Annotated in this window: 6 protein-coding genes and 1 pseudogene; 2 read left to right on the top strand and 5 right to left on the bottom strand. The window is 46.3% G+C overall.

Features of this window, described 5'->3' with window-relative positions:
- The first annotated feature begins 71 nt into the window (after positions 1-71).
- A pseudogene (locus tag Q9G97_RS10125) lies at positions 72-1236 on the top strand (IS3 family transposase).
- Positions 1237-1617: 381 nt separating this feature from the next.
- Here Q9G97_RS10125 and cobA read toward each other — a convergent pair.
- The 5 genes from cobA to Q9G97_RS10150 all read right to left on the bottom strand — a co-directional run bounded on the left by cobA (position 1618) and on the right by Q9G97_RS10150 (position 11410).
- A complete protein-coding gene (gene cobA, locus Q9G97_RS10130; protein WP_305898715.1) occupies positions 1618-2547 on the bottom strand; it encodes a uroporphyrinogen-III C-methyltransferase in 930 nt (309 codons plus the stop codon).
- A gap of 139 nt (positions 2548-2686) precedes the next feature.
- Entirely contained in the window at positions 2687-6073 is a 3387-nt protein-coding gene (locus tag Q9G97_RS10135) for a nitrate reductase (protein WP_305898716.1), read from the bottom strand.
- Positions 6070-7539 (bottom strand): NAD(P)/FAD-dependent oxidoreductase, encoded by a 1470-nt coding sequence (locus Q9G97_RS10140; RefSeq protein WP_305898717.1) that lies wholly within the window; start codon positions 7537-7539, stop codon positions 6070-6072. The genes Q9G97_RS10135 and Q9G97_RS10140 overlap by 4 nt, the downstream gene beginning before the upstream one ends.
- Positions 7540-7620: 81 nt before the next feature.
- Entirely contained in the window at positions 7621-9636 is a 2016-nt protein-coding gene (locus tag Q9G97_RS10145) for a bifunctional protein-serine/threonine kinase/phosphatase (RefSeq protein WP_305900320.1), read from the bottom strand.
- A 265-nt stretch (positions 9637-9901) separates the two neighbouring features.
- Positions 9902-11410, bottom strand: a complete 1509-nt coding sequence (locus tag Q9G97_RS10150) for a NarK family nitrate/nitrite MFS transporter (RefSeq protein ID WP_305898718.1) — start codon at positions 11408-11410, stop codon at positions 9902-9904.
- A gap of 665 nt (positions 11411-12075) precedes the next feature.
- Here Q9G97_RS10150 and nirB point away from each other — a divergent pair.
- Positions 12076-14664: a nitrite reductase large subunit NirB gene (nirB, locus tag Q9G97_RS10155; RefSeq protein ID WP_305898719.1), complete on the top strand. Its 2589-nt coding sequence runs from the start codon at positions 12076-12078 to the stop codon at positions 14662-14664.
- Positions 14665-14720 lie beyond the last annotated feature (56 nt).

Genomic DNA, 14720 nt, shown 5'->3' on the forward strand with positions numbered 1-14720 from the left:
TAAGGTTGAGCTATGCTGAAGAAACCGTAGAGATAAACTTGTTAAACTAAGCGTATTAATCGGAGTTTATCATGGTCAAGAAAATTAGAACCTATAGTGAAGAATTCAAAGCCGAAGCTGTCAAAAAGATATCAGATAATAATGGCAATATTTCAGCGACTGCAAAGCAGCTTGGCATCGCCATGCAGACCTTATCTAATTGGAATAATAAAGCCAATCAAGGCAAACTTGCAGGAACAGCTCAATATGATCCTGATCTTATGACGGCTCTTCAGGAAATAAAGCAGCTCAAACGACAGCTTAAAGTAGCCGAAGAGGAACGAGAGATCCTAAAAAAGGCGACGGCGTACTTTGCGAAAAACAGTTAGCGAAGTACGCCTTTATAAAAACTAATAGACAGGTCTTTAGTATCGTCTCTATGTGCCGTGTATTAAGGATTGAGCGTTCTAGCTACTATGACTGGCTGGGTCGTGACATCAGCGACCAGCAGATATATCGTAACTATTGTGAACTACTTGTCAGAGCTACTCACAGTGAAACTAAAGAGCACTACGGTTACGAGCGACTGCATGCAAAGCTGACTGAGCAAGGCCATGACATTAGCTTGTACATGGTTCGACGCATCAAAGAAGAGTATGATATCAAATGTCGTCGCCACAAACGCTTTAAAGTCACTACGGACTCAAACCATAATAAAATGGTTTATCCAAACGTGTTGGATCAGCAGTTTGATGCTAAGCGTCCTAATGAGTCTTGGGTCAGTGACATCACCTATATCTGGATCCATGAAGGCTGGCTGTATTTAGCAGGGGTCAAGGACTTATATACTAAAGAGCTGGTTGGCTACGCCACAAATAAGCGCATGACCGCAGATTTAGTCTGTAAGGCATTGAACATGGCCATCAAGAACAGACGTCCAAGCCAAGGGCTAATTGTGCATTCTGATAGAGGCAGTCAGTATGTAGCCATGCCTACCACAAGATCATTAAACAGCATCTGTTTACAGGCTCAATGAGTGGCAAAGGTAATTGCTATGGCAATGCACCAATAAAAAGCTTTTGGGGCGTGTTGAAGAATGAGCTGGTATATCATTAAGACTATGAGACCAGATTTGCTGCCATTACCGATATCATTAGATATATCGAGCTATATTACAACCAGACTAGGATTCAAAAGGGCTTGGGCTATAAATCGCCAAGACAGGTGTGGTTTGATCATTATCGTCAAGCTGCGTAACTAAAATCTCCCAAGTTTGATTCTACGGGATTGACAGCAAGGGTCAGGCTACTCCAAGCATGAAAAGCCAGAAAAGCGTAAAATATTCTCATTTGATCAAGCAGCATTCAAGGTGGTCTATCTATCAACCCAATAGGCCTTCAGAAAGTGGTCAAAGCCGGTTCGTAACTAGACGGCTGCTCTTAATCGTTTTATGGCTATGTTTGATGACCGTATTAGTAAGCATTTAATCTAAATGGCAGTTACACAGAGTTTGTGATGCTCTCTTCGTTAAAGAGTAAAATACCAACAGTTAATGTTAATGTCATGCTTTTCTCTCAATTTTACTTCGTAAAATGAAACACCGTTTATCTATACATCATAAGTTTTATAATAGGTATTCTATAAAACAGCACTTTCAAAACCGGATACCACTCCTTTAGTCGTCATCGATTTTTCAACATTAGAAAACACCTTTTTACCCAACCCCCCAAGGTTATAATCTGCAAATTCGCTATGCAAGCTGACCACATCGCCCATAATCAGTAATGCAGGTGTTGGTAGGTTCGCAGTCGCTTGCTGATCAGCAATACTATCAAGTGTGCCGATGAGCACTTGCTGTGTGGGTAAGCTGGCATGACTGATAACCGCAAATGGCGTATCACTAGCGCGTCCTGCCTCTATAAGCCCTTGTGTCATCTCCTCCAATCGATGTAATCCCATATAGAACACAACTGTCTGCGTGGTATCGAGCAGTTCGGCATAGTCATCGTTGGGCGCGCCAAGCTTTTTGCAAGCGGTCACAAACTTGACGGACTGCGCATGATCGCGATGCGTCAAGGGAATACCTGCTCGATTAGACGCTGCACTCGCTGCGGTCACCCCAGGGATTGACTCAAAGTAGATACCATGACGCACGACTTCTTGAAGCTCTTCGCCGCCGCGCCCAAAGATAAAAGGATCACCGCCCTTTAGTCTGACCACTGTTTTGCCTGCCTGCGCATGTTTTACGAGGAGCTCATTGATGTTCTCTTGCGGCAGCGCATGATTGGCACGGCGTTTACCGACGAATATTTTTTCGGCTGTTATCGCGCACATATCCAGGATATCTTGCGATACTAAGCTGTCATAGAGCACGACATCAGCACGCTGCATCACTCGCAATGCTTTGAGCGTCAATAGCTCAGGATCACCTGCGCCTGCACCTACCAAATAGACTATGCCTGTACTTGTGCGGCTGCGTCTATCGGATGACTTGGCATTTTGCGCACAACTTTGATTCGTTAAATCATAAGTGGTATGGCTTGGCATAAATTCAGAGGAATGGGTCATGGCGATAGCTCCTAAAAACAGCATAAATATAGAAAAGTAGACATTTATCCGTTAGACGATTCGATACAAGTCGTTTAAGCGGTGACTACCTTTGAATGATAGCTCGCTATAAGCTGCAAGCGATGTGCCATGTACTTGTTTAAGTCTCTGCAAGCGGCGCGTGTTGCGCAATCAATTCATTAATCTGACCGACACAAGAGCCGCAATTGGTACCTGCTCGGCACTGTTTGCCAACCGCTACAGCACTCGTGCAATCATGTTTGGTAATCGCATTAATAATGATATTCTCTCCAACCGCCATACACGAGCAGACTAGCTTACCGGGATCGATATAACCGCTGGCAGGACGCCCTGCTAATAGCCATTTATAGCGCTGCTCTTTCGGTATCTGAGTAGTATCAGCAAAACAGCTATCAAGCCAATGGACGCTAGGCAATGACTGTGGTATTGGTGCTAGATACACAGCCATCATGAGTTGCTCAGACGGATCAACCTCAGTCGCCATGCTGTCTGTGGCAGACTGATCTACTGCTGTACTGTAGTCCGATTGAGTCACAATAAAGCGCAATTGATTGTGCGATTTATCAATCGTAAATGCGGTGTTGATCCCTGCTTGTGGCAGTGCGTTTGATGATGGATTAAGTGATGATTTTGATAATGAGTTAGAAGGCATTTGCATAGACGCTACAAACTGCTGCCAAAATTCGGGGTCGCATAGTATGTCGCTACTCTGAGCCATCGGGCTTGCAATATGAAACAACACGCTGTTGGTTTGATGGCTTAGATTCCAAGTGAGTGCGGGAGGCTGACTTGATAAAGGCTGATTAAATTGGGCATCAAAACTAGCCAAAATAGTACGTAGCTGCACTATAACGGCGTCTTGCCAGTCAGGATGCACCAAAATCTTGCCAAAAGCTTGCATCGGCACTGGGATGATACTAATGGCGGAGTTTTTGAGCTCAGGCTGTCCTGAATGCGGGTCCACTACGGTTGGTACCAGTGTACCCATACGAGCAAAGCTGGCAAAAGCATTGCTCCAGTGCATCGGCATAAAGGCATCGCCCGCGCGCATCGCATCACTAATCGACACTTGTACCAGCACTTGACTGGTTGCTGCCTCATTAGCAAAAGATGCCTTATCAGTCGCAGCAGTCGCATCGTTATTGGCATTGTTAGTAGCTGGCACGCTATTGTCATACTTGCGGTAGAGCTGTACAAAATCATCATTCGATAAATTTAATCGCTGTGCATCATCAGGATGTATGGTGACGGTTGGTACGGATTGGTGTTGATTGAGCTGCGGGGCAAGGCCAGTACGCGTCATCGTATGCCACTGATCACGTAGTCTGCCAGTGATGAGGCGTAAATCAATAGCAGGCTGATTGAGCGGTTGCTGATTTACACTATTATAATCCTCTTTATAGCGCTGGTTGCGCGGCTCTCTAAGCTGATGCAAATTAGGTAGACTGGCATCATCAGCGGGCGTAATCGCTATCAGTTGAGCTTTAGTGCAAGAGTTAGTTTGTTCAGAGGAATTATCGGTTGAATCATCTGCGGTATTAATCATCGAGATACGCGTGCCACCCCATTGAAAGGGCAGCAACTCATCATAGTCCTTAACGCTCAGCGCACCCATCGGGGCTGTATGACTAGGTTGATTACTCTCTTTTATATCGGTAGTAAATGCGGTCAAATCGTTCGCAAGGTTAAGAAAACGAGGTTGATTATTAGTAGATACAGTAGCGCTTGTACCTTGTTCTTGATAGCCGTCATTGCGATAAGCTGTCAATGCCACATGCTCATTGAATATCTCGCTAGGATCTTGATAGTTAAACCCTGAAAACCCCATGCGTGTGGCGACTTGTGACAGTATCCACCAGTCAGGTTTTGCAACCCCTGTCGCAGGCATCAAAGGGCGCTGACGAGAGATACGTCGCTCAGAGTTGGTGACGGTACCAGATTTTTCGCCCCATCCTTGCGCGGGCAAGACGATATCTGCGCAGTGCACCGTATCACTGTCCACTGAGCAGTCAGACACTATGACCAAATCGCAGTGCGCGAGCGCTTTTCGGAACTTATCCGCCTCTGGCAAGCTGACCACAGGATTGGTCGCCATGATCCAAATGGCTTTGATACGACCATCCAAGATCGCATCCGCAGCATCACAAGCTTTGACACCAACTTTTGGAGTGATAGCCTGAGGCGACTGCCAAAAGTCAGCGACCAGTTGCCGATGATCGGCATTATCCAAGTCTAAGTGCGCCGCCAATAAATTCGCAAGCGCCCCAACTTCTCGTCCGCCCATGGCATTAGGCTGACCTGTGAGCGAAAACGGACTGGCGCCGACTTTACCCACGCGACCAGTGAATAGATGCGTATTGATGATAGCGTTGACTTTATCAGTGCCACTTTTGGATTGATTCACGCCCATACTAAAGGCGGTCACTGTTTTATCAGTAGTCGCAACCGAATCATAAAACTGGCGAATACTCTCGGCAGGCACTTGGCAAGCGCTCGCCACCTTATCAATACTCCATGGGTTAGCCGCGCTCAAAGCGTCAGCTATACCTAAGCTTTGTTCGACGTATTCGTCATCTTGGCACCCTTGCTGCGCTAGATAATGCAATAGACCATTGTATAAATGGGTGTCCGTGCCAGCAGCAATCGGCAAGTGCAAATCGGCAAATTCACAGGAGTCGGTACGGCGCGGGTCAATGACGATGAGCTTTTTATTAGGATCGGCTTTTTTGGCGGCTAAAAAGCGTCCAAACAAAATAGGATGACACCACGCCATGTTTGAGCCGACGAGCACCAATAAGTCACAAGCCTCCAAATCCTCATAATTGCCCGGTACTAAGTCTGCGCCAAATGCCCGTTTGTGCCCTGCCACCGCTGATGACATACACAGTCGAGAGTTGGAATCGATATTATTATTCCCAATAAAGCCTTTAACGAATTTATTGGCCACATAGTAGTCTTCGGTCAATAGCTGCCCTGAAACATACAGCATGATGCTATCTGGGCCGTGTTTGTCGATGGTGTCGTTCAGGCGATGAGCGATATCTCCTAACACAGTATCCCAGTCGGTATTTGTAATGCGCGGTTTGGTAGCTGACACCTCTACAGCGCTATTGTCAGAAGGTATCTCTAATGGCTCTATTAGCATCGGCTGCTGCTGCTCTATAGCTGCTAGCTTGTTTTGATAGTAAGGCTGGGTCAATCGGCGCGCGGCGCCCAAGGTTTGCGCGAGCGCACTACCTTTTGAGCACAGTTTACCAAAGTTGGCAGGATGCTCAGGATCGCCTGTTACACTGATATGACCCGTTGTATCGACACGAGCTAAGACTCCGCAACCAACACCGCAATAAGGACATGTGGTGCGAATAGTCGTTGCTAAATTTTCATTCAAAGCCTCTAGCGGATTCGTCTGAGTCGCGCTTATGTCCTGTGTCGCAATAACTTGGCTTGTCATATTTTGAGTATCTTTAAGGATTTCTAGGGGTTTTTCGATGAGGGTATCATTCATGAGGCTTCCTCTACTAGATCACATACTTTGCTATTGTTTTTATCATCACTTGTCGTACTCTTTTGCGTAGTGCTTAAATTTAAGTTTTCCAAATCGCAATAAGCCGCGCCAAAAAGCAAGTTATCTTTTATAGGAGTGATATCGACATTATCCATAATTAGCTGACTATAGAAGCTACCTTCATTGACGTCACCGTATAGCACTGCGCCGACGATCTTATTATCTCTTAGGTAGAGACAGTGATAGTGGTTGAGGGCAGGCTGACGATAAACCAAAGTATCGATGTGCTCAGCCGTGCTATCGTCAAAGGCGATTTCACCCGCTGAGAATGCTGCCACGCCAGATACTTTTAATTTTAATGATAAAGGTTTGCTGACGAAGGGTTGCCAGTGCTCTTGTGAGGGTGCATTCGATACAATAGCAGGATCTGGTATGACGGTATCTCTTAGCACGGTCACGAGTGTATCGACTTGCTGATTGACGGGCGCGACCATCCCAAACAGCTCGCCATCAAGCTCCACACACTCGCCGATTGCATAGACATGCGGGCAACTGGTATGCATACAGTTGTCAACGATAATACCGCGATTAACCTCAAGACCGCTGTCTTTGGCTAGCGCCGTATTAGGCATCACGCCGACTGCCATGACAATAAAATCAGCAGCTAAGGTGCGCCCGTCTTTTAGAGATAATCCGCACACCTCGCCGGTCTCATTGATGACAATCGCTTCGGTATTGGCAGACACCTCAAGCCCAACGTTGCGGCGACTCAGCTCAGCTTGTAGCAACTCTGCGGCAGGTAGATCCAGCTGGGTGTTGAGTACGTAAGCGTCCACATGAATGACCGTCATGCTCGCCCCTTGTCCTGCTAGAGCACACGCCGCCTCCAGTCCTAATACCCCGCCGCCAATCACGAGTCCCGTTTTGCCTTGACGAGCGTATTCAGTCAATGTGCTGACATCCATAGAATCTCGAAAGACATGTACCCCTTTAGCCTTATGATTGGGAAACGGTATCACGCGAGCCGTTGATCCTGTAGCGATCACTACTTTGGTATAGTGTAGCGTCTGCCCGTTATCAAGCTCAATACACTGCTGATTGGTATCTATCGTATCCACGCTAACCCCAGCCAGCACCCTAATACCCAACTGCTCGTAGTCTGATTGGTCATATAAATAAGTATCATCAAACGCGGTATCTCCTGCCAGTACAGGCGATAACATAATGCGGTTGTAGCCCACGTGGCTCTCTTTACTAATCAAGGTAATTGTTGGATGGGCGTCAGCATCATTTAGCTGCTGCGCCCGTGCCAGCTCAATAGCAAAACGGCTGCCTGCCATACCAGCCCCAATGATGACAATACCAGCGTTATCATTAGGGCTGTCATTATCAGCTGTTTGAGAGACACAAGTGTCTGTTAAATGACTATCGTATGGTGCGCCTGTGTTTGATTTATGAAGCGACATAGAGAGTATCCTTAGCCGCGTGGTGCAGCGTAAAATAAATAGTGATCTGTCATTGATAATGTATGTTTTGAGCGTAGGCACTTATGCCAGATAAGCCCACAACAATAAGACAATGACGACAAACTGTATAAAGCAAATGCTATGCCATACCAGTAATGGATTGCGCTGAATAAGCGGTTCAGGGTCACGACTGTTTGCCCTATTATCAGGGTTGAAGTCTTGTAAGAACTCACCGATGGCTTGATAACGCGCATTGGTATTGGAGTGTAGCGCCCGCATAAGTGCCTGCTGACTGATAGCGGGTATATTATTTTGGCGTAGCGGCTGGGCGGGCATCACTAGAGCGTGCTGCGGATTCATCAGATCTTGCGTGCCAAATGGTAGCTGTCCTGTCAGCAGCTCATAGCCGATCACCGCGATTGAAAAAAGATCTGAATGCACACCTTTTGGTGCATCGGTGTAATACTCTGGTGCAGCGTAGTGCAAGTCGCCATTAGGCGGGCGCGTACTGTCTTTTAGAATGGATGAGCTTGCCGAGCCAAAGTCAATCAGCTTGACCGCGCCTGCTTGGGTTAAGAGCACGTTTTCAGGTTTGATGTCTTGATGCAGCAGGTAATGGCGGTGCATCACGCGCACCGCCATACCGATCTTGGTGAGTAGATCATAGGTTTGCCAGACATCACACGGCGCATTACGTTCAATAAAATCGCGTAAGCTCTCGCCCTCAATATATTCCGTTAGATGATACAAATAGGTGGTGCTGGCAGGTACAGGATAGTAACGCAGCAGTCCTGATGCACTGAGTCCAGAACCTATACTTTGACTTTGGGGGCTGCTACCGTTTGGGGCTGCCGCGTGTAACCGATTAGGATCGGCTTGATTAAAAGCGGACTCGCCTGCGCGTCGATGTTTTGAGAGACTAAGGCCAATCTTGCGCTCTTTCAAGAAATCACGCAAATAATGACCATCATCGATAGTATCAAGGCTAGGCGACTTTAAAACAAAGTCGTTTTTGTGCTCATCTTGTACCAAATACACATCACTGCGAGCCGTACGCGCGATAATAGTCATCACCGTAAACCCGTCGATACTATCACCGACTTCTAAGCCTGTCGGTAGCCGATAACGAGGCATATCGCTATCGCTATTACTTTGGTCTGGGCTATCCAAATGATCTGAGCTACCCAAAGCACGTGCTTGACTAGATTGGCGTGGCGCTGCATCCATGCTAAGCATCATCATGCTCAAGTTGTCATGACTACCCTCAGCAAAAGCATGTTCGCAGATAGTCTGACTGGCGTTAAACCCAATGGGTAACTTATGCTCGGCAGCGACTGATTCAAACATGCTGGTAGCTGCGGCACACAGCTCAAACTGTAGCTCGGTGGCATCGATATGCTCATACACGCCATCAGTCATAATGGCTAAAGATTCGTCTTGATGTAGCGTAAACACCGACTGCTGCAGATCCAATTGCGTATCTGCCCCAATCGCCGCAGAAAGCGCTCCTTTGTCTTGACCGCGATGGATACGATGATCTTCACTCAGTACCGTCAAACTATCTATCCCGATACGGTAAATACGTGAATCCCCCGTATGAAACAGATGAATACGATCGCCAATACATAGCAACCCTGATAGCGTGGACAACAGAGGCGGTACGCGCTGATAGGCTTGCGGGATGCACAGGGTATCATTAGCCTTATTGACCGCGATCTTGATGAGACTAGCGATTTGATCGTCGTCAAAGCCCGTTATTAAAGCTTGATGATTCTTGTTATTGATTTGGGTCTGTTTCTGTTTTTGATTGTCAGTATCAGAGCGCTCTGGCGACTCATATTGTATTCGGGCCAATTTTGACAAGGCTAACGTGATCTTGTCAGCGACGGTATTAATAACCAGTTGACTGGCTTGCTTTGGAAACTGACAAGCGCTTACCCCATCTGCCATAAGCACTAGCAAGGGCGCAGGAGGTGTTGTTATCGCTTCAAAATAGTTGGACTCGTTCGTGCTATCTAATGTTTTATCTAAAAAATGATACGGCAAACAAGTGGTTATCAAAAGACTATCTTGGTTTTGTGCTTTACGCCCTTTCATCGTACAAAAATCAAGCCACCACAAGGCATGATCTGCCTTAGAGTGATTGGATGTTGTAGATGACAATTTTGGTGATGAAAGTAAGAATGACTGACCGCCAGACTCAGTGCTAGATTCAGCATCAGTGCTTATTTGAGCACTCACAGTGCAATCGTCTGGCTGATTATTATGAGTGTCTTGCTCATTAGCACTTTGACTGGCTTTTTGACTGGCTTTTTGAGTAGTATTCAAAGTCATTCCTATTTGGTTTTTTAGTTCTTTGGCGTTATTTATGACTCACTTGAATCTCAGCAAACGTGCCATCTGGCATCTCTTCGATAATGACGCCTTCTGGCTCTTTGAGTAAAAATAAAGCAAAGAACCCAACAACTGCTGTTGCGGCAATGACAAAGAAAAACACTTGATAAGAGACGAGACTCAGCACCGTAAGATAAACGACGGAACCGACGTTACCATATGCCCCTGTCATACCTGCAAACTGTCCCGTCATACTGCGCTTAATCAATGGAATCACAGCAAAGACCGCACCTTCGCCTGCTTGGACAAAAAACGAGCAAAACATAGTAATTAATAATGCTAAAGCTAATGGCCATGTTGAATCAAGAAAGCCCATTAATACATAACCGACGGCTAGACCTGCCGTTAGAATTAACAAAGTAATTTTACGACCGAATTTATCACTTAACCAGCCGCCACCAGGACGTGACATTAGATTCATAAAGGCATAGCTAGATGCCAATACACCTGCCATGACAATCGATAAACTAAAGGTCTCTTGATAAAACAGTGGCAACATAGAGACAACCGCAAGCTCTGAGCCAAAAGTAGCAAAGTATAAAATATTCAAAATACCGACTTGCTTGAAATCATAACGATGCGCTTCAGGCACAGGCGTGGTAAACACCTCTTTATTAAAGCGGTAGCTGCTAACGAACTCGTAGACATACAAGAGCGCTAGGCCAATGTAGACCAACGTAACACTCGATTGGCTAATCAAGCTGACACCTGATGGCGATAATTTCCATGCTAACAGTGCCAACGCCAAGTACATTGGCAATTTGAATGCCATCATCAGCCAAAAATCCCCTGATGAGGTCACCATCATCGCGCCAGACTTCTTAGGCTTAAAGTAAGTTGCGCCTTTAGGGGTGTTACGTGCCATTCTATAAAAAATAATACTATAAAGCGCCATTACGACACCCGACATCGCTGTCGCATAACGCCAGCCTTCATCACCACCGAATATAGCTGCTGCAATGATAGCGACGGTAGGTAGTAATAGTGCCGCTGCTGCTGAACCGAAGTTGCCCCAGCCGCCATAAATACCCTCGGCAGTCCCTAGCTCATTGGTCGGAAACCAATCACTCATCAAGCGAATACCGACCACGAAGCCTGCACCTACAAAGCCTAATAAGAAACGGGATAAGGCTAAAGTGTTGTAATCTTGAGCGAACGCAAAGGTAAAACAGGGAATCGCACCAATCGACAAGATTGCGGTATAAACAATGCGCGGACCGAAGCGGTCAGTGAGCATCCCGATGATGACGCGAGCCGGAATGGTCAGTGCGACGTTTAGAATGAGTAAGGTTTTGACTTGATCTTTGGTTAGATTAAGGGTCTCGCCAATCGCTGATAGGAACGGCGCATGGTTGAACCATACAAAAAAGGTGAGAAAAAATGCCATCCAACCTAAGTGAAGGATTTTATTTTTACCCGCAAACGATAAGACATTCAGCTTATCTTTGGTAGGGGTAGCGGGGCTTGATGATGACATAGGTAGCTTCCTTAAAGGGCTAACTTTGGGATTATTTTTAAATAAAGGTAACAAGTTAAGTTTAAAGAACTTATCGGTTTAGACCCTAAACGCGGTGCAATGGCTATGCCAGTTGTCTTTATATAAACCTATAAAAAAGTGAATATTAGCCTACTAATATAGTAGTTACACGTTGTTCTATAAGGCACAACCGTTGTGATGAATAGCTAATACTATATAAATATTGATAGTACTGACCCGACCTTGTTAGAGCTTTCACTGTGCATTAATAATTGCAATGAACACTAATTTGGTGCGCGGTGCATCTAATTTGGTGCAATCAAACTTGACTTAAAAATAAAACATCTGCTTATCGCTCTACGATTAGTCATCTTTGATAATTGTGCTCCTGTGTGTCCAATACCTTTATAAGGTCTGATGCAACCCTGCACTTCTGTCAGTAAAAACCCTATAGATATGGCAACTTACATTTGTGCTTGGCACGATTATTGAAGTCTTATTAACAGTAGGTATCTGAATGCTTTTTTGGGTGATGTCGCCAATAAAAGCTCCTAAAACATCTTGAGCTATGTTGAGCCATATTGAGCATAGTCATTATCGAGTGTAAGCAAATCCCGTGTTTATACAGAGCATTCAGTCAATCCCCCTTTTAAAAGGACAGACGCATGAGTAGCACTACAATGAATACAAGTAGCAAAGGCAACTTAGTAGTAATTGGCAATGGTATGGTCGGACATCATTTCGTTGAGCGCGCCATTGAGCAAGGGCTCCATGAGCAGTTTGAGATTCATGTTTTCGCTGAAGAGGATCGCCCTGCTTATGATCGCGTTTATCTATCCAGCTATTTTGAGCACAAAGATGCCAGTAAGCTCAACCTTGTCGATCTCAACGTTTACGAATCCTCAAAGGTGAACTTGCATCTTAATCAGCGCATTATAGATATCGATTCGACGACTCAATCCATCACCACAGAAGCAGGCGAGCAGATTCACTATAGCGAGCTGGTTTTGGCAACAGGCTCCTACCCCTTTGTGCCGCCGATTCCTGGTCGCGAGCATCCGCACTGTCACGTATATCGCACCATTGCTGATTTGGATGAGATTTTGGGTATTGCCGAATTACCTAAGGTAAAAAAAGGCGTGGTGGTCGGTGGTGGTCTGCTGGGACTTGAGGCGGCAAAAGCACTCGTGACCCTAGGGCTTGAGACTTATGTGGTCGAATTTGCGCCGCAACTCATGGGTGTTCAGCTTGATGTGGCTGGCGGTGAGATCTTAAAACGCAAAATAGAGGCACTGGGCGTTACTGTCTTGACAGGTAAAAACACCAAAGAGATTATATCCAATCCAAATGGCGCGAGCGATGAGGAGTGCTATTTGACCATGCAGTTTGCGGATAATACGTCGCTCGACACCGATATGATTGTGTTCAGTGCCGGTATTCGACCGCAAGATGGCATTATCAAAAGCAATCCTGAGTGCGGTATTGAGATGGGCAGTCGTGGCGGGATTTTGATCGATGAGCACTGCCGTACTAACGCTGATCACGTCTACGCCATTGGCGAGTGTGCGGTATGGGACAACAAGGTATTTGGTTTGGTTGCGCCAGGCTATAGTATGGCGAGCATTTGCGCGGCGCAAATTGCAGGTGATAGCGAGCAAATATTTGCTGGTGCTGATATGAGTACCAAGCTCAAGCTCATGGGCGTAGACGTCGGTAGTATCGGTGATGCCCACGGTACGACTGAGGGTGGACTGAGTTATCTGTATCAGAATCCTGCCGAAGGTATCTACAAGAAGTTAGTAACGACATCTGATAACAAGCGCTTGCTTGGTGCGGTACTGGTCGGCGATACCGAAGACTACAATAACTTATTACAGCTGTATCTCAATGATATTGACTTGCCTGCGCATCCTGAGAGTCTAATCTTACCTAATGTCGAAAAGCCCGTCATGGGCATCGATAATCTACCAGATACCGCCATGATTTGCTCTTGCTATAACGTCACCAAAGGCACTATCTGCGCCGCAGTCGAAAATGGCGCCTACTCTATTGCTGATGTAAAAGCGGTGACAAGCGCAGGTACTGGCTGTGGCGGCTGTGCGCCCATGGTCAAGGACACCTTAAGCTATCAGCTGACTACATTGGGCTTTGAGGTCAATAACAATTTGTGCGAGCATTTTGCCTACTCTCGTCAAGAACTTTATAGCTTGATTCGCGTGCACGGTATCAGAACCTTTGATGCGCTACTCACCGAACATGGTAGTGGTCATGGTTGTGAGATTTGCAAACCGACCGTCGCCTCTATCCTGTCATCGTGCTGGAATGACTACGTGCTCAAACCTGAGCTGACACCGCTACAAGACAGTAATGATTACTATCTAGGCAATATTCAAAAGGATGGTACTTATTCGGTCGTACCTCGTGTACCGGGTGGCGAGATCACCGCAGACAAGCTCATCGTACTAGGACAAGTCGCTAAAGAATTCAATCTATACACCAAGATCACTGGCGGTCAACGAGTCGATTTATTTGGGGCGCGTATGGAGCAACTGCCCGATATCTGGACGCAACTGGTAGACGCTGGTTTTGAGACAGGTCATGCCTACGGCAAGTCGCTGCGTACGGTCAAGTCTTGTGTGGGTAACGACTGGTGTCGATACGGAGTGGATGACAGTATGGGTCTGGCGATTAGATTAGAGGATCGCTACAAAGGCGTACGCTCACCGCATAAGATCAAGATGGGCGTATCAGGATGCATGCGCGAGTGTGCTGAGGCGCAAAGTAAGGACTTTGGCATGATCGCAACCGAGAATGGCTGGAACTTATTCGTCGGTGGTAACGGCGGCATTACTCCGCGCCATGGCGAGCTGTTCGCAACCGACCTTGATACTGAAACGATGGTCAAGTATATCGACCGTATTATTATGTTCTATATCAAAACCGCCGATAAGCTACAGCGTACCTCAAAGTGGCGTGAGAGCTTGGATGGTGGACTTGAGTATCTACAAGCGGTCATTATTGACGACACCTTAGGTATCGCAGATGAGCTTGAGGCACAAATGCAGCTGCTGGTCGATAACTATGTCTGTGAGTGGAAAGCCACTATTACTGATAGCGAAAAGCTTAAACGCTTCCGTCATTTTGTGAACAGTGAGCAAGGCGATGATAACGTCATCTTTGTCAGCGAGCGCAATCAGATTCGCCCAGCGACGGACGCTGAAAAAGCCAAAATCCAAGTGACTGAGTTGGCATAAATACTTTACTGCTTTCTTCAAACACAGCGCTAACCCCTTTTATAGATAGCTGTGTT

This window comes from Psychrobacter sp. M13 (genome assembly GCF_030718935.1).
GTDB lineage: Bacteria > Pseudomonadota > Gammaproteobacteria > Pseudomonadales > Moraxellaceae > Psychrobacter > Psychrobacter immobilis_G.

What these genes read in the sequence shown, in the direction of transcription:
- cobA (WP_305898715.1), bottom strand. Translation starts at nt 2,547, where the DNA reads ATGACCCATTCCTCTGAATTTATGCCAAGCCATACCACTTATGATTTA.
- Q9G97_RS10135 (WP_305898716.1), bottom strand. Translation starts at nt 6,073, where the DNA reads ATGAATGATACCCTCATCGAAAAACCCCTAGAAATCCTTAAAGATACT.
- Q9G97_RS10140 (WP_305898717.1), bottom strand. Translation starts at nt 7,539, where the DNA reads ATGTCGCTTCATAAATCAAACACAGGCGCACCATACGATAGTCATTTA.
- Q9G97_RS10145 (WP_305900320.1), bottom strand. Translation starts at nt 9,636, where the DNA reads ATGAAAGGGCGTAAAGCACAAAACCAAGATAGTCTTTTGATAACCACT.
- Q9G97_RS10150 (WP_305898718.1), bottom strand. Translation starts at nt 11,410, where the DNA reads ATGTCATCATCAAGCCCCGCTACCCCTACCAAAGATAAGCTGAATGTC.
- nirB (WP_305898719.1), top strand. Translation starts at nt 12,076, where the DNA reads ATGAGTAGCACTACAATGAATACAAGTAGCAAAGGCAACTTAGTAGTA.